This is a genomic window from Geodermatophilus sp. SYSU D00779 (genome assembly GCF_054050595.1).
Map to the genome: position 1 here is coordinate 177,404 of NZ_JBJGZQ010000003.1, position 17,745 is coordinate 195,148.

At 74.9% G+C, this 17,745-nt stretch carries 21 protein-coding genes and 4 tRNA genes; 20 read left to right on the forward strand and 5 right to left on the reverse strand.

Going from position 1 to position 17,745, the window contains the following annotated elements; translation table 11 throughout:
• Positions 1 to 22 precede the first annotated feature (22 nt).
• From ACI79G_RS03325 to ACI79G_RS03340, 4 genes are all read right to left on the reverse strand, one after another.
• Positions 23 to 94 (reverse strand) — tRNA-Val (locus ACI79G_RS03325).
• Between the two features lie 46 nt (positions 95 to 140).
• A tRNA-Cys gene (locus ACI79G_RS03330) sits at positions 141 to 211 on the reverse strand.
• Positions 212 to 252: 41 nt separating this feature from the next.
• A tRNA-Gly gene (locus ACI79G_RS03335) sits at positions 253 to 325 on the reverse strand.
• A gap of 83 nt (positions 326 to 408) precedes the next feature.
• On the reverse strand, positions 409 to 768 hold the full coding sequence (locus tag ACI79G_RS03340; protein WP_456879700.1) for an SsgA family sporulation/cell division regulator: 360 nt from the start codon (positions 766 to 768) through the stop codon (positions 409 to 411).
• Positions 769 to 1,050: 282 nt separating this feature from the next.
• Between ACI79G_RS03340 and ACI79G_RS03345 the strand changes: the two genes are divergently transcribed.
• The 4 genes from ACI79G_RS03345 to ACI79G_RS03360 all read left to right on the forward strand — a co-directional run bounded on the left by ACI79G_RS03345 (position 1,051) and on the right by ACI79G_RS03360 (position 3,089).
• A complete protein-coding gene (locus tag ACI79G_RS03345; RefSeq protein ID WP_456879701.1) occupies positions 1,051 to 1,626 on the forward strand; it encodes a sigma-70 family RNA polymerase sigma factor in 576 nt (191 codons plus the stop codon).
• A complete protein-coding gene (locus ACI79G_RS03350) occupies positions 1,623 to 2,504 on the forward strand; it encodes an anti-sigma factor (protein WP_456879703.1) in 882 nt (293 codons plus the stop codon). Before ACI79G_RS03345 ends, ACI79G_RS03350 begins: the two co-directional genes overlap by 4 nt.
• A 14-nt stretch (positions 2,505 to 2,518) precedes the next feature.
• A complete protein-coding gene (locus ACI79G_RS03355; RefSeq protein WP_456879705.1) occupies positions 2,519 to 2,992 on the forward strand; it encodes a TIGR02611 family protein in 474 nt (157 codons plus the stop codon).
• 25 nt (positions 2,993 to 3,017) lie between these two features.
• Positions 3,018 to 3,089, forward strand: a tRNA-Val gene (locus tag ACI79G_RS03360).
• 52 nt (positions 3,090 to 3,141) lie between these two features.
• Here the strand turns inward: ACI79G_RS03360 and ACI79G_RS03365 are convergent.
• Positions 3,142 to 3,690, reverse strand: coding sequence for a dihydrofolate reductase family protein (locus tag ACI79G_RS03365; protein WP_456879707.1), 549 nt, complete (start codon positions 3,688 to 3,690; stop codon positions 3,142 to 3,144).
• Positions 3,691 to 3,950: 260 nt separating this feature from the next.
• Between ACI79G_RS03365 and ACI79G_RS03370 the strand changes: the two genes are divergently transcribed.
• The 16 genes from ACI79G_RS03370 (at position 3,951) to yajC (ending at position 17,743) form a co-directional block, all read left to right on the forward strand.
• Positions 3,951 to 4,328, forward strand: coding sequence for an HNH endonuclease (locus ACI79G_RS03370; RefSeq protein WP_456879708.1), 378 nt, complete (start codon positions 3,951 to 3,953; stop codon positions 4,326 to 4,328).
• On the forward strand, positions 4,325 to 4,879 hold the full coding sequence (locus ACI79G_RS03375; protein WP_456879710.1) for an MOSC N-terminal beta barrel domain-containing protein: 555 nt from the start codon (positions 4,325 to 4,327) through the stop codon (positions 4,877 to 4,879). Before ACI79G_RS03370 ends, ACI79G_RS03375 begins: the two co-directional genes overlap by 4 nt.
• Before the next feature lie 82 nt (positions 4,880 to 4,961).
• On the forward strand, positions 4,962 to 6,989 hold the full coding sequence (thrS, locus tag ACI79G_RS03380) for a threonine--tRNA ligase (protein ID WP_456879712.1): 2,028 nt from the start codon (positions 4,962 to 4,964) through the stop codon (positions 6,987 to 6,989).
• A complete protein-coding gene (locus ACI79G_RS03385) occupies positions 6,986 to 7,564 on the forward strand; it encodes an HIT family protein (protein ID WP_456879713.1) in 579 nt (192 codons plus the stop codon). Before thrS ends, ACI79G_RS03385 begins: the two co-directional genes overlap by 4 nt.
• A 1-nt stretch (position 7,565) precedes the next feature.
• On the forward strand, positions 7,566 to 8,234 hold the full coding sequence (gene pgsA, locus ACI79G_RS03390; protein WP_456879715.1) for a phosphatidylinositol phosphate synthase: 669 nt from the start codon (positions 7,566 to 7,568) through the stop codon (positions 8,232 to 8,234).
• On the forward strand, positions 8,231 to 9,292 hold the full coding sequence (locus ACI79G_RS03395) for a phosphatidylinositol mannoside acyltransferase (protein ID WP_456879717.1): 1,062 nt from the start codon (positions 8,231 to 8,233) through the stop codon (positions 9,290 to 9,292). Before pgsA ends, ACI79G_RS03395 begins: the two co-directional genes overlap by 4 nt.
• Entirely contained in the window at positions 9,292 to 10,509 is a 1,218-nt protein-coding gene (locus ACI79G_RS03400; protein ID WP_456879719.1) for a glycosyltransferase family 4 protein, read from the forward strand. The genes ACI79G_RS03395 and ACI79G_RS03400 overlap by 1 nt, the downstream gene beginning before the upstream one ends.
• A gap of 11 nt (positions 10,510 to 10,520) precedes the next feature.
• Positions 10,521 to 11,069 carry a hypothetical protein gene (locus ACI79G_RS03405; protein WP_456879721.1) on the forward strand — a complete coding sequence of 183 codons (549 nt, stop codon included), beginning with the start codon at positions 10,521 to 10,523 and terminating at the stop codon, positions 11,067 to 11,069.
• Between the two features lie 42 nt (positions 11,070 to 11,111).
• Positions 11,112 to 12,029 (forward strand): pyridoxal 5'-phosphate synthase lyase subunit PdxS, encoded by a 918-nt coding sequence (gene pdxS / locus ACI79G_RS03410; protein WP_456879723.1) that lies wholly within the window; start codon positions 11,112 to 11,114, stop codon positions 12,027 to 12,029.
• Positions 12,030 to 12,110: 81 nt separating this feature from the next.
• The gene (locus ACI79G_RS03415) at positions 12,111 to 13,232 is read left to right on the forward strand and encodes a heparan-alpha-glucosaminide N-acetyltransferase domain-containing protein (protein WP_456879725.1); all 1,122 of its coding nucleotides are present in this window, start codon (positions 12,111 to 12,113) and stop codon (positions 13,230 to 13,232) included.
• Positions 13,233 to 13,257: 25 nt separating this feature from the next.
• Positions 13,258 to 13,911, forward strand: a complete 654-nt coding sequence (gene pdxT / locus ACI79G_RS03420) for a pyridoxal 5'-phosphate synthase glutaminase subunit PdxT (protein ID WP_456879726.1) — start codon at positions 13,258 to 13,260, stop codon at positions 13,909 to 13,911.
• A 76-nt stretch (positions 13,912 to 13,987) separates the two neighbouring features.
• Complete coding sequence (locus ACI79G_RS03425; protein ID WP_456879728.1) at positions 13,988 to 14,740, forward strand: YebC/PmpR family DNA-binding transcriptional regulator; 753 nt, start codon at positions 13,988 to 13,990, stop codon at positions 14,738 to 14,740.
• Between the two features lie 121 nt (positions 14,741 to 14,861).
• Positions 14,862 to 15,428, forward strand: a complete 567-nt coding sequence (gene ruvC, locus ACI79G_RS03430) for a crossover junction endodeoxyribonuclease RuvC (RefSeq protein WP_091218019.1) — start codon at positions 14,862 to 14,864, stop codon at positions 15,426 to 15,428.
• Positions 15,429 to 15,489: 61 nt separating this feature from the next.
• Positions 15,490 to 16,131: a Holliday junction branch migration protein RuvA gene (ruvA, locus tag ACI79G_RS03435; protein WP_456879729.1), complete on the forward strand. Its 642-nt coding sequence runs from the start codon at positions 15,490 to 15,492 to the stop codon at positions 16,129 to 16,131.
• Entirely contained in the window at positions 16,128 to 17,252 is a 1,125-nt protein-coding gene (gene ruvB / locus ACI79G_RS03440) for a Holliday junction branch migration DNA helicase RuvB (protein WP_456879731.1), read from the forward strand. Before ruvA ends, ruvB begins: the two co-directional genes overlap by 4 nt.
• A 155-nt stretch (positions 17,253 to 17,407) precedes the next feature.
• The gene (yajC, locus tag ACI79G_RS03445; protein WP_456879733.1) at positions 17,408 to 17,743 is read left to right on the forward strand and encodes a preprotein translocase subunit YajC; all 336 of its coding nucleotides are present in this window, start codon (positions 17,408 to 17,410) and stop codon (positions 17,741 to 17,743) included.
• Positions 17,744 to 17,745: the final 2 nt, after the last annotated feature.

The following is a 17,745-nucleotide window of genomic DNA, read 5'->3' on the forward strand; positions in this document are numbered from 1 at the left end:
CGGACCCGGGCCTCTCGTGCTGTGGGCGATACTGGGTTCGAACCAGTGACCTCTACCGTGTCAAGGTAGCGCTCTACCACTGAGCCAATCGCCCGATCCGGCCTGCGGCCGGTCCGCTCCACCGATCTCGGCGGAGGCCGAGGTGGAGACGGGATTTGAACCCGTGTAGACGGCTTTGCAGGCCGTTGCCTCGCCTCTCGGCCACTCCACCGCACGCGGGCGCCGATCTGACGACCAGCGCCCGAGGTTCCGAGCGGACGACGGGATTCGAACCCGCGACCCTCACCTTGGCAAGGTGATGCTCTACCAACTGAGCCACGTCCGCGTTGCTGTCCAGCTGTGTCGCTGTCTTGCAGGGAGAACCATACCCGACCCTCGGAGGTGGGTTCGCGGGGGGTCCCCCCGGGGTCACCGACCCGTCGGGTCGGCGCCGCCGTTGGACAGCAGGGCGGCCAGCTCGCTGTCCACCTCGAGCACCGAGGACTCCTCGCCGAACGGGACGACGCCCGCGGTCAGCTGGAGGAAGCCGGCGACCGTGCCGCGGGACACCTCGAACAGCGCCTCGCCCGAGGGGGCGCGCAGGTGCAGGAAGAGGACGTCGCCCGACGTCCGGGACGGCCACAGCCGCACGTCCCCCTCGCCCGCCGGCCGGTCCAGGCCGACCTGCAGCAGGTCGCGGCCCACGAGCCAGGAGATGCCGTCCTCCTCCGCGCCGTCGCCGAAGGTGATCCGCACGGCGAACGGGTCGCTCACCTCGTAGCTGAGCAAGGCCGGGACCTCGGTCCACGACTGCGGACCGACAAGGTGGAGCGTCGTCGGGCACGTGTACCCAGGCGTGGCGCGGTTGATCATCTCTGGAACAACGACCTTCCCTGACCGAGGTGACGCCCGGACGTTCTCCGCGCGTGTCGTTCCTCTGTGTGCCCCTTCCGAGCACGCCTGAACCGCGTCGTCGGCCTGTCGCGAAGACCGCGTGTGACGATGGAGCTCGTGAGCAGTTCGGGACGGCGTGTCGGGGACGGCCCGGCAGGCGCCGACCTCCTCCTGCGCATGCGCACGGGCGACCGGAGCGCCGTGGACGAGCTCTACGACAGGTACAGCCGGCCGGCCTTCGCCCTCGCGCGGCGCATCCTCGCCGACGACGTCCTGGCCGAGGACGTGGTGCAGGACGTGTTCCTCACCGTCTGGCGCGACCCGGCGGCCTTCGACGTCGCGCGGGGCTCCTTCACCTCCTGGCTGCTGGCGACGGTCCACCACAAGGCCGTCGACGCCGTCCGCCGCGAGGAGTCGCACCGCCGCCGGCAGACCCGGGCCGAGGACGACCTGGCGCTGGCGACGCCGACGTCCCGCGACGTCGAGGACGAGGCGTGGAGCCGGGTGGTGTCCGAGCAGGTGCGGGACGCGCTGGGCGCTCTGCCGGCCCCCCAGCGGGAGGCGCTGACCCTGGCCTACTACGGCGGTTACACGCAGCGGGAGGTCGCGGCGTTGACGAGCACGCCGCTGGGCACGGTCAAGACCCGGATGCTCGCCGGGATGCGCCGGCTGCGCGAGGAGCTCGGCGGCGCGGGCGTCGCCCCGGGCGGCGCCCTCGGCGAGTCCGCGCCGGCCGACGGGACGAGCCGGTGACCGCCCCCCGGGACCCTCGCCGCGGGGAGCACGAGACCTTCGACGAGCTCGCCGTCGGCTGGGCGCTGCACGCCCTCGAGCCGGAGGACGAGGAACTCTTCGCGGCCCACCTGCCGGCCTGCCCGCGGTGCCGGCAGACGGTGAGCGAGACCGCCGACGTCATGGGCGCCCTGGCCGGTGACCTGCCCCCGGTCGACCCCCCGGAGCGGCTGCGCGAGCGGCTGCGCGCCGCGGTGGAGGGGGCCGAGCCGCTGCCCCGTCCGGCGTGGGAGGCCGAGCGGACGCCGCCGGTCCCGCCCGCGGTTCCCGTCCGCCCGGCTCCCCTGCACCGGTTCGAGCCCCCGGCGAGCGGCGCGCACCGGGCGCCGTTCCCGGTCGACGCGGTGGACCCGCCGTCCAGCTGGCGTCGGGTGCTGCCCAACGCCCTCGCGGCGGCCGCGGTCGCGGCGATCCTCGCGCTGGGCACCTGGAACGTGGTGCTCAGCTCGGCCCGCGAGGAGGCCCGGGCCGCCGCCGCCGAGCAGGCCGAGCTGGTCGACGCGTTGCTGACCCCGGGCCAGGCCACGATCGCGCCGCTGACCGCCGACGGCGCGACGGTCGCCACCGTCGTGGCACGCGCGGGGCAGGTGCAGGTGGTCACCCAGGGCCTGAGGCCCAACGACCAGGACCAGACGTACGTGGTGTGGGGGACCGGTTCCGGCGGGCCGGCGCCGCTGGGCACCTTCGACGTCACGTCCCCGCAACCGGCGCTGCGCACCGTAGGCTCAGGGCCGTCCGGGCTGGACGCCTACACCGGTTACGCGGTGAGCCTCGAGCCCGGGCGCTCGGCTCCGCCGGAGCCCAGCGACATCGTGGCGTCGGGGGAGGTGCCCAGCTGAGCGGTCCGGAGACGGTGACCCCCTCCGGCACCGGGCAGCCGGGGACCCCGGCGTCCGGTGCGCGGCGAGCCCACGCGGCCGGAGACGCCCACCGCAGCCTGCGGGAGCGCGTCGCGGCCACGCACTGGCGGCGGCGCCTGGCCGCCCGCCGTCCCCTCGACCACGGCTACCGCCTGGTCGTGGGCGCGGTCGGCAGCGTCGTCGTGGCGTTCGGGCTGGTCACCATCCCGTTGCCCGGGCCGGGCTGGCTCACCGTCATCGCCGGGCTCTTCCTGCTCGCCACCGAGTTCAGGTGGGCCGAGCGGCTGCTGCACTTCACCCGCCGGCACGTCCGGGCGTGGACCGAGTGGCTGGGGCGGCAACGGGTGTGGGTGCGGGTCGCCGTCGCGCTGGCGACCGCGGCCTTCGTCTACGGCGTCCTGGTCGTCGTGCTGCACGTCATGGGCGTTCCGGAGTGGGTGCCGGGGTGGGTGCCACTCTGGCGCTGAGCGTCTGGCAGAATGGCTGCCGCAGGGGCGATTGGCTCAGTGGTAGAGCGCTTCGTTCACACCGAAGAGGTCACTGGTTCGAACCCAGTATCGCCCACAACACGAGAGGCCCGGGTCCGGCGGACCCGGGCCTCTCGCCGTCCCAGGGGTCAGGTGGCGGCCGGGCCGTAGGTCAGGTGGGCCACCCCGTTGCTCAGGCGTTCCACGTCGAGCAGCGACATCTTCTGCGCGCTGCCCTCGGGGAAGAGCCGGGTGCCGCTGCCGACGGCGAGCGGGTAGACGTACAGGTGCAGCTCGTCGACCAGGCCGTCGGCCAGCAGGGCCCGCACGAGGGTCGCGCTGCCGCTGGCGTAGAGGTCGCCCTGCTCCTTGAGCTCACGGATCCGCCCGGCGTCGTAGCCGCCGATCGCGGTGGAGTTGCGCCACACCGACGCCGCGTCGGTGAGGGTCGAGGAGACGACGTACTTGGGGGTGTCGTTGAAGAACGGCGCACCCTCGTCGTCCTCGGCGGTCCGCGTGGACCAGGCCGGCGCGAACATCTCGAAGGTGGTGCGGCCCAGCAGGATGCCCTTCGCCGGGGCGGTGAGCGCCCCGATCGAGGCGGCCAGGTCGTCGGGGAACCCGTAGTCCACGGTCCACATCGGTGCGTCGACGACCCCGTCGACGGTGGTGAACTCGTGCACCCTGATCGCGCCCATCCCTGCTCCTCCGTGTGTGCTGCGGCCCGGCTGCGATGGTCGCCGCGGGGGCCGGTGGTCGGTGTCGTCGAGGAGACCCTGGCCCACCCGGTTCCTCATCGGTGGGCAGCGCGCCGTCCTGGCACGATCCAGCGGCCCCGCGGCTGACGCCGTCCCGGCACGCGGGCGCACCGAGGAGGACCATCGGTCTGGTGTCCCGCCGCCGGCCGCCCGCCCCGCCCGTGCCGGTCCGACCGCGCCAGCCGGGGCGCGCCGAACGGATGACCGAGGTCCTCGAGCGGGACGGCGACACCTGCATCTGGTGCGGCCGGGTCCTCGGCGGCCTCGTCCCGCCGACCACCGAGCACGTCGTCCCCCGGCTCAAGGGCGGCCCGTCGTGGCTGGCCAACGAGGTCGCCGCGTGCCGCCGCTGCAACGCCGAGCGCGGCCACCGGGCGCCGGTCGACTGGCTGGAGGAGTGCGAGCGCCGCGGCTGGCAACCCGACGCCGACCGGCTGGCCCGGGCGCTGGACGCGCTGCAGGCGGCCATCGACCGCGAGGGCGGCCAGCGCCGGGCGCGGCCCTACCTCGACGCGCAGCGGCGCCGGCTGCGCCGGCGACCGCCCTCCCTGGGAGGAGGACGTACGGTCGCCTCGTGACCGGTGCTGGCAGCGTCGTGCAGGTGAGCGTCTACCCGGTGAAGAGCCTCGCCGGGCGCACCGTCCGGGAGGCCGAGGTGGGGCCGGCGGGCCTGGTCGGCGACCGCGGGTGGTCCGTCGTCGACGCCACGACGGGGGAGCGGGTCACGGTCAAGAGCACCCCCGAGATGACCGAGGTCGTCGCCACCGGGGACGACGAGGCCGACACGATCACGCTGACCGAGGTGCTGGGTCGGCCGGTGCGCCTGCAGCGGTCCGGGCAGCCGCAGGTGGACGCCGCCGCGGTGCACCTGGTCAGCCGCGGGGCGATCGCGCGCGCCGCCGCCGGCGACGTCCCGGAAGGCTGCTCGGCCGACGACCCGCGCGCCAACCTGCTGCTCGACCTGCCCGAGGGCGAGGACGAGCGGTCGTGGGTCGGGCGCACCCTGCGCGTCGGCGACGTCGAGATCGCGGTCACCCGCACCCCCAAACACTGCCTGGGCGTGTACGCCGAGGTCCGGCGGCCGGGGACGGTGCGGGTCGGCGACCGCGTCGAGGTGCTGCCCGGCTGAGCCGGCCGGGCGTCGTCCCGGGGTGACGTGCGCCGCGCACTAGGCTCGGAGGTGCCCGTTCACCGACCCCGCAGGAGCTCCCGTGTCAGCCGCGCCCACCCTCGCCGCTCCCGCCCCGATCCGGGTGCCGGCCGGGACGACGGCCCAGGACGCGCTCAAGGCGGCCGGGATCCCGCTCAAGGGCCCCGACGGCGCGGTCGTCGTCCGGGACCTGGCGACCGGTGACCTCAGGGACCTCGCCTGGGCCCCCGAGGCCGACGCCGAGGTCGAGCCGGTGCCCGCCGCCAGCCCCGAGGGTCGCGCGGTGATCCGGCACTCGACCGCGCACGTGCTGGCCCAGGCCGTGCAGGACCTCTTCCCGGGCACCCGGCTGGGCATCGGCCCGCCGGTGGAGAACGGCTTCTACTACGACTTCGCCCCCGAGCGGCCCTTCACGCCCGAGGACCTCAAGGCCCTCGAGAAGCGGATGCAGGAGATCGTCAAGGCCGGCCAGTACTTCTCCCGCCGCGAGATCAGCGACGCCGACGCGCAGGCCGAGCTCGCGCACGAGCCGTTCAAGCTCGAGCTGATCGGCCTCAAGGGCGGCGAGGCTGCGTCCTCGGATGATGGTGCCTCCGTCGAGGTCGGCGGCGCGCAGCTGACCATGTACGACAACCGGGACGCCCGCACCGGCGACCTGGTGTGGACCGACCTGTGCCGCGGTCCGCACCTGCCGCGCACCTCCACCATCCCCGCCTTCTCCCTCACCCGGTCGGCGGCCGCCTACTGGCGCGGCAGCGAGAAGAACCCGCAGCTGCAGCGCATCTACGGCACCGCGTGGGAGAGCAAGGAGGCGCACAAGGCCTACCTCGAGCAGCTCGCCGAGGCCGAGCGCCGCGACCACCGGCGCCTGGGCGTGGAGCTGGACCTGTTCAGCTTCCCCGACGAGATCGGCTCCGGCCTGGCGGTCTTCCACCCCAAGGGCGGCGTGGTCAAGCGGGAGATGGAGGACTACGTCCGCCGGCGGCACATCGAGGAGGGCTTCGACTACGTCGGCACCCCGCACATCAGCAAGCGCGGGCTGTTCGAGACCTCCGGGCACCTGCCGTACTACGCCGACACCATGTTCCCGCCGATGGAGCTGGAGAACAGCGAGTACTACCTCAAGGCCATGAACTGCCCGATGCACAACCTGGTCTTCAGGTCGCGCGGGCGGTCCTACCGCGAGCTGCCGCTGCGCTTCTTCGAGTTCGGCTCGGTCTACCGCTACGAGAAGTCCGGCGTCGTGCACGGCCTGACCCGGGTGCGCGGGCTGACCCAGGACGACTCGCACAGCTACGTGACCCCGGAGCAGGCACCCGGGGAGATCCGGCACCTGCTGGCCTTCGTGCTGGGCCTGCTCGACGACTTCGGGCTGACCGACTACTACCTGGAGCTGTCCACCCGCGGGGACTCCGAGAAGTTCATCGGCTCCGACGAGGAGTGGGCGGTGGCCACCGCGGTGCTCGAGGAGGCGGCGCGGGAGACGGGTCTCGAGCTGGTGCCCGACCCGGGCGGCGCGGCGTTCTACGGCCCGAAGATCTCCGTGCAGGCTCGCGACGCCATCGGCCGGACCTGGCAGATGTCGACCATCCAGTACGACTTCAACCAGCCGGCCCGCTTCGGCCTGGAGTACACGACCGCCGACGGCTCCCGGCAGCAGCCGGTGATGATCCACTCGGCGAAGTTCGGTTCGATCGAGCGGTTCTTCGGTGTCCTCACCGAGCACTACGCCGGCGCCTTCCCCGCGTGGCTGGCGCCGGTGCAGGTGACCGGCATCCCGGTCACCGACGAGCAGGTGCCCTACCTGCGGGACGTGGCGCTGCAGCTGCGCGCACGCGGCATCCGGGTGGAGATCGACGACTCCGACGACCGGATGCAGAAGAAGATCCGCACCGCCAGCAAGCAGAAGGTGCCCTTCGTGCTCATCGCCGGGGCGACCGACGCCGAGGCCGGCGCGGTCTCCTTCCGCTTCCGCGACGGCAGCCAGCACAACGGCGTCCCCGTCGAGAAGGCGGTCGACGCGATCGCCGAGTGGGTCGCCGGCCGGGCCAACACCGACCCGACCGCCGAGGCGCTGGTGGCCGGATGAGCACCGACTCGGAGGAGACCTTCCAGGTCGCCGTCCCCAGCGACGACGACGGTCCGACGGCGGTCTTCGAGCACCTGTGGACGCCGTACCGGATGGCCTACATCCGCGGGGAGGGCAAGCCCACGGGCGCCCACGACTGCCCGTTCTGCCTCATCCCGCAGATGGACGACGAGGAGGGGTTGGTCGTCGCGCGCGGCGAGACCGTCTTCGCCGTCCTCAACCTGTACCCGTACAACGCCGGCCACCTGATGCTGGTGCCGTACCGGCACGTGCCCGACTACACCGACCTCACACCCGCCGAGGTCGCCGAGCTGGGCGAGTTCACCCAGACGGCCATGCGGGTGGTGCGCGCGGTGGCCGGGGCGCACGGCTTCAACATCGGGATGAACCAGGGCTCGGTCGCCGGCGCCGGCATCGCCGACCACCTGCACCAGCACGCCGTGCCCCGCTGGGGCGGGGACACCAACTTCATGCCGGTCATCGGCCTGACCCGCGTGCTGCCGCAGGTGCTGCGCGAGACCCGGGCGCTGCTCGCCCAGCACTGGCCGGACGGCCGGCCCACCCCGGGGGCCTGAGGTGCTCGGCGTCAACGCCCGCGCGGCGGTGGGCCGCTTCTGGGCACCGGTCGTGGCCCGGCTGGCCCGGGCCGGGGTCACCCCGGACACGGTCACGCTCGTCGGCACGCTCGGGGCGATCGCGGGCGCGGTCGGGCTGATCGCGACCGGACACCTGTTCTGGGGCGCGTTCACCGTCACCGTCTTCGTGCTGCTCGACATGCTCGACGGCGCGCTCGCGCGGGCCCGGGGCGGCGGCTCGGTGTTCGGCGCGGTGCTGGACTCCACCGGCGACCGCGCGGCCGACGCCGCGATCTTCGGCGCGCTGGTCTGGTGGTTCTCCGGGGCCGGCGACAACCGGCTCATCGTGCTGCTGGCGCTGCTGTGCCTGGTGCTCGGCGTGCTCACCTCCTACGTCAAGGCCCGCGCCGAGGGCATGGGGCTGACCTGCGACGTCGGCGTCGTGGAGCGCACCGAGCGGCTGATCCTCGTGCTGGTCGGCACCGGCTTCCTGGGCCTGGGCATCCCGTACGCGCTGCACGTGGCCCTGTGGGTGCTGACCGTGGGCAGCGCGGTCACCGTGGGGCAGCGGTTCGCCGAGGTCCACCGCCAGGCCCGCGGCCGGGCCCTGCCGACCCCGCCGCCGTCCGCGCCGCCCTCCCTGCCGTCGACCCCACCCTCCCTGCCGTGACCGACGCGCCCGGGGCGGACGCCGCGACGGCGGCGTCGACGGGGACGGGGCCGCAGACGACGGGCGGGCTCCGGCTGGTCCCCGGCCGGGTGGGGCTGCGCGCCCGGGCCACGGCGCAGCTGACCGACCTCGGCTACGCCGCCGGCTGGCGCGCGGTCCGGGCGCTGCCCGAGCCGGTGGCCCGCGGCGCCTTCGACGCCGCCGGCCGCTGGGCCGCCGCGCGGGACGGCCGCGGGGTGCGCCAGCTGCGCGCCAACCTCCGCGTCGCGACCGGCGGCCGGCTCGACGAGGCCGCGCTGGACGAGCTGACCACGCGGGGGATGCGCTCCTACGCCCGCTACTGGCAGGAGGCGTTCCGGCTGCCGCGGCTGTCCCGGGAGCGGATCGTGGCCGACACCGCGAGCTCCGGCGTCGAGCACATGGAGCGGGCCCGGGCCGACGGCCGCGGCGTGGTCTTCGCGCTGCCGCACAGCGGCAACTGGGACGCCGCAGGCGTGTGGCTGGTCGACTTCCTGGACGGGCCGTTCATGACGGTGGCCGAGCGGCTGCGGCCGGAGTCGCTCTACCGGCGGTTCCTGGCGTTCCGCGAGACCCTGGGCATGCGGGTGGTGCCGCTCACCGGGGGGCCGCGACCGAGCTCGGCGGTGCTGCGCGAGTGGCTGGACGGCGGCGGCTGGGTGTGTCTGCTGGTCGACCGCGACCTGGGCGCCGGCGGCGTGCCGGTGGAGTTCTTCGGCCGCCGCGCGACCATGCCCGGTGGGCCGGCGCTGCTGGCGGCCCAGACCGGCGCCGCGCTGCACCCGGCGATCTGCCGGTTCACCGAGCGCGGCTGGGCCTTCGACGTCCGGCCCGAGGTGCCGGTCGACGGACCCGGCCGGCTCCGCGACCGGGTCCCCGCCGCGATGCAGGGCGTGGCCGACGCGTTCACCGCCGGCCTCGCCGAGCACCCCGAGGACTGGCACGTCCTCGGCCGGGTCTGGGACGACGTCCCGCCCGACCCGCCGGCGGGACGTGCTCCGGCGAGCTCGTCGAGCCGGACCGAGGTGGGGAGCCCCTGATGCGCATCGGGCTGGTCTGCCCCTACCAGTGGGACGTCCCCGGCGGGGTGCAGTACCACGTGCGCGACCTGGCCGAGACGCTGCGCGGGCTGGGCCACCACGTCGAGGTGCTCGCTCCTGCCGAGCGGGAGGAGTCGCTGCCCGACGAGTACGCGACGTGGGCGGGGCGCGCCGTGCCCATCCCGTACAACGGCTCCATGGCCAGCGTGCAGTTCGGCCCGGTCAGCGCCACCCGGGTGCGCCGCTGGCTGCGCGACGGCCACTTCGACGTCGTCCACGTGCACGACCCCGCGCCGCCGTCGGTGGGCCTGCTGGTCTGCATGATGGCCGAGGGCCCGATCGTGGCCACCTTCCACGCCGCCACGGTCCGGTCGAGGATGCTGGCCGCCTGGGGCCCGGTCGTCCGGCCGTGGCTGGAGAAGATCTCCGGGCGGATCGCGGTGTCGGACTTCGCCCGCCGCGTGCAGGTCGAGCACCTCGGCGGCGACGCGGTGATCATCCCCAACGGCGTGCACGTCCGCGCGTTCGCCGAGGGGCCCTCGCTGCCGGGCCACACCCGCGGCGTCGACGGGCCGACCATCGGCTTCCTGGGCCGCTACGACGAGCCGCGCAAGGGCCTGCCGGTGCTGCTGGAGGCCATGCGCACCGTCGTCCGCCGGCACCCCGGCGCCCAGCTGCTCATCGCCGGCCGCGGCGACCCCGACGCCGTCCGGGACCTGCTCGGTGAGGACCTCGCACCGCACGTCTCGCTGCTCGGCGAACTCACCGAGGCGGAGAAGGGGGCGTTCCTGCGGTCGGTCGACGTGTACTGCGCGCCGAACCTGCTGGGGGAGTCCTTCGGCATCGTGCTCATCGAGGCGCTGGCGGCCGGGGCACCGGTCGTCGCCAGCGACCTGGACGCCTTCGCCGCGGTGCTCGAGGACGGCGCCGCCGGTGTCCTGGTACGCCGCGGCGACGCCCGCGACCTCGCCCACGCCCTCTCGGACCTGCTGGCCGACCCCGGGCGCCGGGCGCGCCTGTCCGGGACCGGTCGCCGGGTGGCCGCGGGGTACGACTGGTCGGTGGTGGCCCGCCGGGTGCTCGCCGTCTACGAGACCGTCGTGCTGCCCGGCAGCGGCGCGGTCACCGCGTCCGACGACGACCGGCTGGCAGACCTCGCCACGCCCTCGGGGGACGCACCGACTCGATCGGCCCTGCGGCGGTGGGTGCAGCGCTAGCCTGACCCGTCGTGACCCCCGACGTCTGGCTGCTGCTCGCCGTCGTCGTCGTCCTGCTGCTGGCCGCCTGGGTGGCGTGGACGCTCACCCGGCTGCGCCGGCTGGAGGCGCGGGTCGATCGGGCCTGGACGGCCCTGGACTGCCAGCTCACGCGGCGCGCCGCCCTGGCCGCCGCGCTCGCCCGCGACCACGCGGGCGCGCTGGGCGAGGAGCGGGCCGCCCGGCTGGCGGCGTGCGTCCGCGAGGTCCGCGCGCCCCGGACCGGCGACCGCGAGCTCGCGGAGAACGCCCTGGGCCGCGAGCTGCGCGAGCTGCCCGCCGACCTGCCCGGCGTGCCGACCGCGCTGCGGGCCGACCTCGACGCGACGGCGACCCGGCTCGGGCTGGCCCGGCGCTTCTACAACGACGCCGTCCGCGACACCGCCGCGCTGCGCACCCGCCGGCTGCCCAGCCTGCTGCGGCTGCACGCCTCCCGGCCGCTGCCGCGGTTCTTCGACATCGAGGACGACCTGCGCGAGGTCACCGGCAGCGCCGCCGGGGGCGGCCGCGCGCGCCCGTAGCATCGAGGGCCCCTCCCGACGTCCGAGACCGAGGCAGTTCCCGTGGCAGAGCACAGCACGACCGTTCCCGGCACCACCGGCACCACCGGGACGGAGGCCGTCAAGCGCGGCATGGCCGAGCAGCTGAAGGGCGGCGTCATCATGGACGTCGTCACCCCCGAGCAGGCCCGGATCGCCGAGGACGCCGGCGCGGTCGCCGTCATGGCCCTCGAGCGGGTGCCCGCCGACATCCGCGCCCAGGGCGGCATCGCGCGGATGAGCGACCCGGACATGGTCCAGGGCATCGTCGAGGCGGTCTCCATCCCGGTCATGGCCAAGGCCCGCATCGGCCACTTCGTCGAGGCGCAGGTGCTGCAGAGCCTCGGGGTCGACTACATCGACGAGTCCGAGGTGCTCACCCCGGCCGACGAGGCGCACCACATCGCCAAGAGCGAGTTCACCGTGCCGTTCGTCTGCGGCGCCACCGACCTGGGCGAGGCGCTGCGGCGGATCGCCGAGGGCGCGGCCATGATCCGCTCCAAGGGCGAGGCCGGCACCGGCAACGTGGTCGAGGCCGTGCGGCACATGCGGGCCATCCGCGCCGGCATCCGGCGGCTGGGCACCCTCGACGCGACCGAGCTGTTCGTCGCCGCCAAGGAGCTGCGGGCTCCGTACGACCTGGTCGCCGAGGTCGCCCGGCTGGGCAAGCTGCCGGTCGTGCTCTTCACCGCGGGCGGCATCGCCACCCCGGCGGACGCCGCGATGATGATGCAGCTGGGCGCCGAGGGCGTCTTCGTCGGCTCGGGCATCTTCAAGTCCGGGGACCCGGCGCAGCGGGCCGCGGCCATCGTGCAGGCGACCACCTTCCACGACGACCCCGACGTGATCGCCAAGGTCTCGCGCGGGCTCGGCGAGCCGATGGTGGGCATCAACGTCGCCACGCTGCCGGAGAGCGAGCGGTACGCCACCCGCGGCTGGTGACCCGGTGACCGGGCTCGCGAGGTCACGCAGGGGCGCGGCACGGCCCGGCGCGTGGCCGACGAGCGCCGGCGCGGAGGGGACGTGACGGCGCAGCGGGACGACGTCGAGGGCGCCCGCGCCACCACCGTCCCGGCGCGGGAGACCACGTCGGGACGGCGGATCGGCGGCGTCGACGTCGCCCGCGGGCTCGCCGTCCTCGGCATGTTCGGCGCCCACCTGGGCGCCACCGGGGAGCTGGGCTGGGACCCGGCCACCTGGCGGGCGGTGGTCGACGGCCGCTCGTCGATCCTGTTCGCCACGCTGGCCGGCGTCTCCATCGCGCTGGTCTCCGGCGGCCGCACGCCGGCCACCGGGCAGGAGCTCGCCCGGGCCCGCACCCGCGTCCTGGTCCGCGCCGCCTGGGTGTTCGCGATCGGCGGCGTCCTGGAGCTGCTCGACACCTTCGTGGCGATCATCCTGGGCGTCTACGCGGTGCTCTTCGTCCTCGCGCTGCCCTTCCTGCGCTGGCCGCCCGCGCGCCTGCTGTCCGCCGCCGGCGTCGTCGCCCTGGCCGCGCCGCCGCTCACCCTCGCGGTCGGGCAGTACGCCACCGGGCTGGACGAGGAGGGCGACGCCTTCACGTTCCTGCTGTTCACCGGCTACTACCCGGCGGCGGTCTGGCTGGCCTTCGTGCTGGTCGGGCTCGCGGTCGGCCGGCTGGACCTGGGGGCGCCGCGGGTCCGCGCGGGCCTGGCCGCCGGCGGGACCGGCGCGGCGGTGCTGGGCTACCTGGGCGGCTGGACGAGCACCCGCCAGCTCGCGCCGGGGCAGGACCTGGACGGGATCGAGGCCGGCTTCGGCGCCTCCGGCCCGTGGGACCCGGCCTGGTTCGCCGGCGCCCAGCCGCACACGTCGACGACGTTCGAGGTGGTCGGCTCCGGCGGGGTCGCGGTCGCCGTCCTCGGGGTGTGCCTGGTGGTCGCCGACCTGCTGCCGCGGCTGACGTACCCGCTGGCCTCGGTGGGCGCGCTGGCGCTGTCGGTCTACACCGCGCAGATCGTGGCCATCCGGCTGCTGGAGGCCGACTCCTCCGACGACTGGGGCCTGTGGGCGCGGTTCACCCTCACCTCCCTGGTGCTGGCGTCGGGGTGGCGGTGGCGCCTGGGCCGCGGCCCGCTGGAGCGGCTGCTGACCTGGAGCTCGCGGCGGGCGGCCGGGCCCTGAGCCGGGGTACGTAGCCTGGTGCCTCGTGTCGAGGAAGCCCGTCGTCGGTGTGCTCGCCCTGCAGGGAGACGTCCGGGAGCACCTGGCGACGCTGCCGGAGCTGGGCGCCGAGGCGGTGGCCGTCCGCCGTCCCGAGGAGCTGGCCGCGGTCGACGCGCTCGTCGTCCCCGGCGGGGAGTCGACGACGATGGCCAAGCTGGCCGCGCGGTTCGGCCTGCTCGAACCGCTGCGCGCGGCGGTGGCCGACGGGCTGCCGGTCTACGGCTCCTGTGCCGGGATGATCATGCTGGCCGACCGGCTGGTGGACGCCCCGCCCGACCAGGTCACCGTCGGCGGGCTGGACGTCACGGTGCGGCGCAACGCCTTCGGCCGGCAGGTCGACTCCTTCGAGTCGCAGGTGGCGGTCGACGGCGTGGCCGGCGGTCCGGTGCACGCGGTCTTCATCCGGGCGCCGTGGGTCGAGGAGGCGGGGGAGGGCGTGCAGGTCCTCGGCCGGGTCGTCGGGGGAGCCGCCAACGGTAGGATCGTCGCCGTCCGCCAGGGGAACCTGGTGGCCACCAGCTTCCACCCCGAACTGACCGGGGACCGCCGGGTGCACGCGCTGTTCGTCGACATCGTCCGACGCCACCTGGCCGAGAGGGCCGGCGTTGCCGGCGAGGAGAAGGGACCGCCGTCGTGAACGAGCCTGCGGGTTCACCAATGGTCACAGCCGGCCGGCCGCGGACGCGGCTGACGAGCGTCAGCGAGGAGGACTCGTGAGCGGCCACTCCAAGTGGGCGACGACCAAGCACAAGAAGGCCGGGATCGACGCCAAGCGCGGCAAGCTGTTCGCCAAGCTGATCAAGAACATCGAGGTCGCGGCCCGCACCGGCGGCGGTGACCCGGCCGGCAACCCGACACTGTTCGACGCCATCCAGAAGGCGAAGAAGAGCTCGGTGCCCAACGACAACATCGACCGCGCGGTGAAGCGCGGTGCCGGTTTCGAGGCCGGTGGCGTCGACTACCAGACGATCACCTACGAGGGCTACGCGGCCGGCGGGGTCGCCGTCCTCATCGAGTGCCTGACCGACAACAAGAACCGGTCGGCCATGGAGGTCCGCACGGCGATGACCCGCAACGGCGGGTCGATGGCCGACCCCGGCTCGGTCTCCTACCTGTTCTCCCGCAAGGGGGTCATCGTGGTGCCGAAGTCCGACACCGTCGACGAGGACACCGTGCTCATGGCCGTGCTCGACGCCGGGGCCGAGGAGGTGCGCGACCAGGGCGACGGCTTCGAGGTCGTCTGCGAGCCGACCGACCTGGTCGCGGTGCGCACCGCCCTTCAGGACGCCGGCATCGACTACGACTCCGCCGACGTCGGCTTCGTGCCCAGCGTCTCGGTCGAGCTCGACGAGGAGGCCGCGGGCAAGGTCTTCCGGCTCATCGACGCGCTCGAGGACTGCGACGACGTGCAGAACGTCTTCGCCAACTACGACGTCTCCGACGAGGTGCTCGAGAAGGTGGGCTGACTCCGGCCCTCCGGCCATCTCCGCGGAAATCGCCGGACACTGGTGTGGCGGCGCCGGACCGTCGGCTCCAGCGGTTAGCGTGGGTCGAACACCAGTTCGGCTGACGTCAGGAGGCGCCTCCATGCGGGTGCTCGGCATCGACCCGGGCCTCACCCGGTGCGGGTGGGGGGTGGTCGACGGGCGTCCCGGCGCGCGGCCGACGGCCGTCGGCGTGGGGGTCGTGCGCACCGCCGCGGAGCTCGACCTGGAGCTGCGGCTGCTGGAGCTGCACACCGCCGTCACCGCGCTGCTGCGGGAGCACCGGCCCGACGTCGTGGCGATCGAGCGGGTCTTCACCCAGAACAACAAGGGCACCGCCACGGGGACGGCGCAGGCCGCGGGCGTGGCCGCGCTGGCCGCGGCCCAGGCCGACCGGCCGGTCGCCTGGCACACGCCCAGCGAGGTCAAGGCCGCCATCTCCGGCAGCGGCCGCGCGGACAAGGAGCAGGTCACCCTGATGGTCACCCGGGTGCTGGGGCTGGCGTCCCCGCCCAAGCCGGCCGACGCCGCCGACGCGCTGGCCCTGGCCGTGTGCCACGCGTGGCGCGGCCCGGCGCAGCAGCGGCTGAAGGTGGCCGCGCTGGCCGGCGGCATCGGCGCGCCGGTCGTGCAGCGGACGCTGCCGCGTTGGCAGGGGGTGTCGCGGTGAGCACACCGCTGACCGGCGTGCCCCTCCGGAGCTGCGTGCCGATCCTGACGGGAGCGCGACGGTGATCGCGAGTGTGAGCGGCCGGGTCGCCGCGGTGTCGCCGGACGGCGCGGTCGTCGAGGTCGGCGGCATCGGCCTGGCCGTGCAGTGCACGCCGGGCACCATCGCGCGGCTGCAGGTGGGGGAGAGCGCCCGGCTGGCGACCAGCCTGGTGGTCCGGGAGGACTCGCTCACCCTCTACGGCTTCGCCGACGACGACGAGCGCCAGCTGTTCGAGCTGCTGCAGACGGCCAACGGCGTGGGCCCGCGGCTGGCCCAGGCCGTCCTGGCCATCCACCCGCCGCGCGAGGTGCGCCGGGCGGTGTCGATGGCCGACGTCAAGGCGCTCACCCAGGTGCCGGGCATCGGCAAGAAGGGTGCCGAGCGGCTCATCCTCGAGCTGCGGGACCGGCTGGGCACGACCTCGGTCGACACCCAGCTGGACGACGCGGCCGCGCCCGCGGGCCCGTCCGCCGTCACCCCGGTCGCCCCGTGGCGTGACCAGCTGGCCTCGGCCCTGGTCGGGCTGGGCTGGAGCGGCAAGGAGGCCGAGGCGGCGATCGTCCAGCTCGCCCCGCTGGCCGACGAGCAGGTCACCGCGACCGGCTCGGTGGAGGTCGCCGTCCTGCTGCGCCAGGCGCTGCGGCTGCTGGGCCGGGCATGAGCGGCCCCTTCGACCGCGGGCTGTCCGCGGAGCCGGCGGAGGGCCTGGCCCGCGACTTCTCGGTGTCGCCGGGAGCCGGCGACGAGGAGCGGGTCGTCGAGTCGGCGCTGCGCCCGCACTCGCTGGCCGACTTCATCGGCCAGCCCAAGGTGGCCCGCCAGCTGGAGCTGGTCCTCGAGGGCGCCAAGCGGCGCGGCCGCCCGCCGGACCACGTGCTGCTCTCCGGCCCGCCCGGTCTGGGCAAGACCAGCCTCGCGCTCATCATCGGCTCCGAGCTGGGGACGTCGGTGAAGATCACCAGCGGCCCGGCGATCGAGCGTTCCGGCGACCTGGCCGCGATGCTGTCCAACCTCGCGCCCGGCGACGTGCTCTTCATCGACGAGATCCACCGGATCGCCCGTCCGGCCGAGGAGCTCCTGTACATGGCGATGGAGGACTTCCGGGTCGACGTCGTCGTCGGCAAGGGGCCGGGGGCGACCGCCATCCCGCTGGAGATCAACCCGTTCACGCTGGTCGGCGCGACCACGCGCGCCGGGCTGCTCACCGGGCCGCTGCGCGACCGCTTCGGCTTCGTCGGCCAGATGGAGTTCTACGAGCCGGCCGAGCTCGAGCGGGTTCTGGCCCGCAGCGCCGCGCTGCTGGGCGTCGAGCTGACCGCCGACGGCTCGGCCGAGATCGCCGGCCGGTCCCGGGGCACTCCCCGCATCGCCAACCGGCTGCTGCGCCGGGTCCGCGACTACGCCGAGGTGCGCGCCGACGGCCGGGTCACCCGCGCGGTCGCCGAGGCGGCGCTGGCCCTCTACGACGTCGACCACCTGGGTCTGGACCGGCTCGACCGTGCGGTCCTGGAGGCGCTGGTCATGCGCTTCAGCGGCGGCCCGGTGGGCGTCGCCACGCTCGCGGTGGCCGTGGGCGAGGAGCCGCACACCGTGGAGGAGGTGTGTGAGCCGTTCCTCGTCCGCGCCGGCCTGCTGGCCCGCACGCCCCGCGGCCGGGTGGCCACCGAGGCGGCCTGGCAGCACCTCGGCCAGCCGCTGCCGCGCGGCGGCATCCCCCTCGGCCGGGTCACAGCCGACCCACAGGCCCCGGGGTCGTCGTCAGAGACCTTGTTCGACGCCTAGACTGCGGGGCGCTGGCGCGCAACTCGTCCGGCGTCGCCGCGCGCGTCCTGCACGGTCGCCCGGATGCCCCGCGCCGCAGCCGACGCACCCGAGCGGTCCCGTCCCGGGCCGCACCCACCGCGGCCGGTACGCCGCGGTAGAGAGGCACATCTGTCGTGGAGTTGTTCCCGCTCGTCATCCTCGTGCTGGCCTTCGTGCTGCTCATCGTCGTCCCGGCGCGGCAGCGCAAGAAGATCCAGGAGCAGCAGCGGGCGCTGCAGGAGTCGCTGGTCCCGGGCACGCCGGTCATGACGACGGCCGGCCTGCACGGCACCGTCGTCGCCCTCGGTGAGGGCACCGTCGACCTGGAGATCGCCCCCGGCGTGGTCGTGACCTTCGCCCGGCAGGCCGTCCTCGAGGTCCGCAAGCCCGCGGTGGCCGACCCGGCCGCCGACGGCACGGTCCTCCCCGGGGACGACGCGGACGGCGGCCCGGCCGACCGCACCCGCTGACC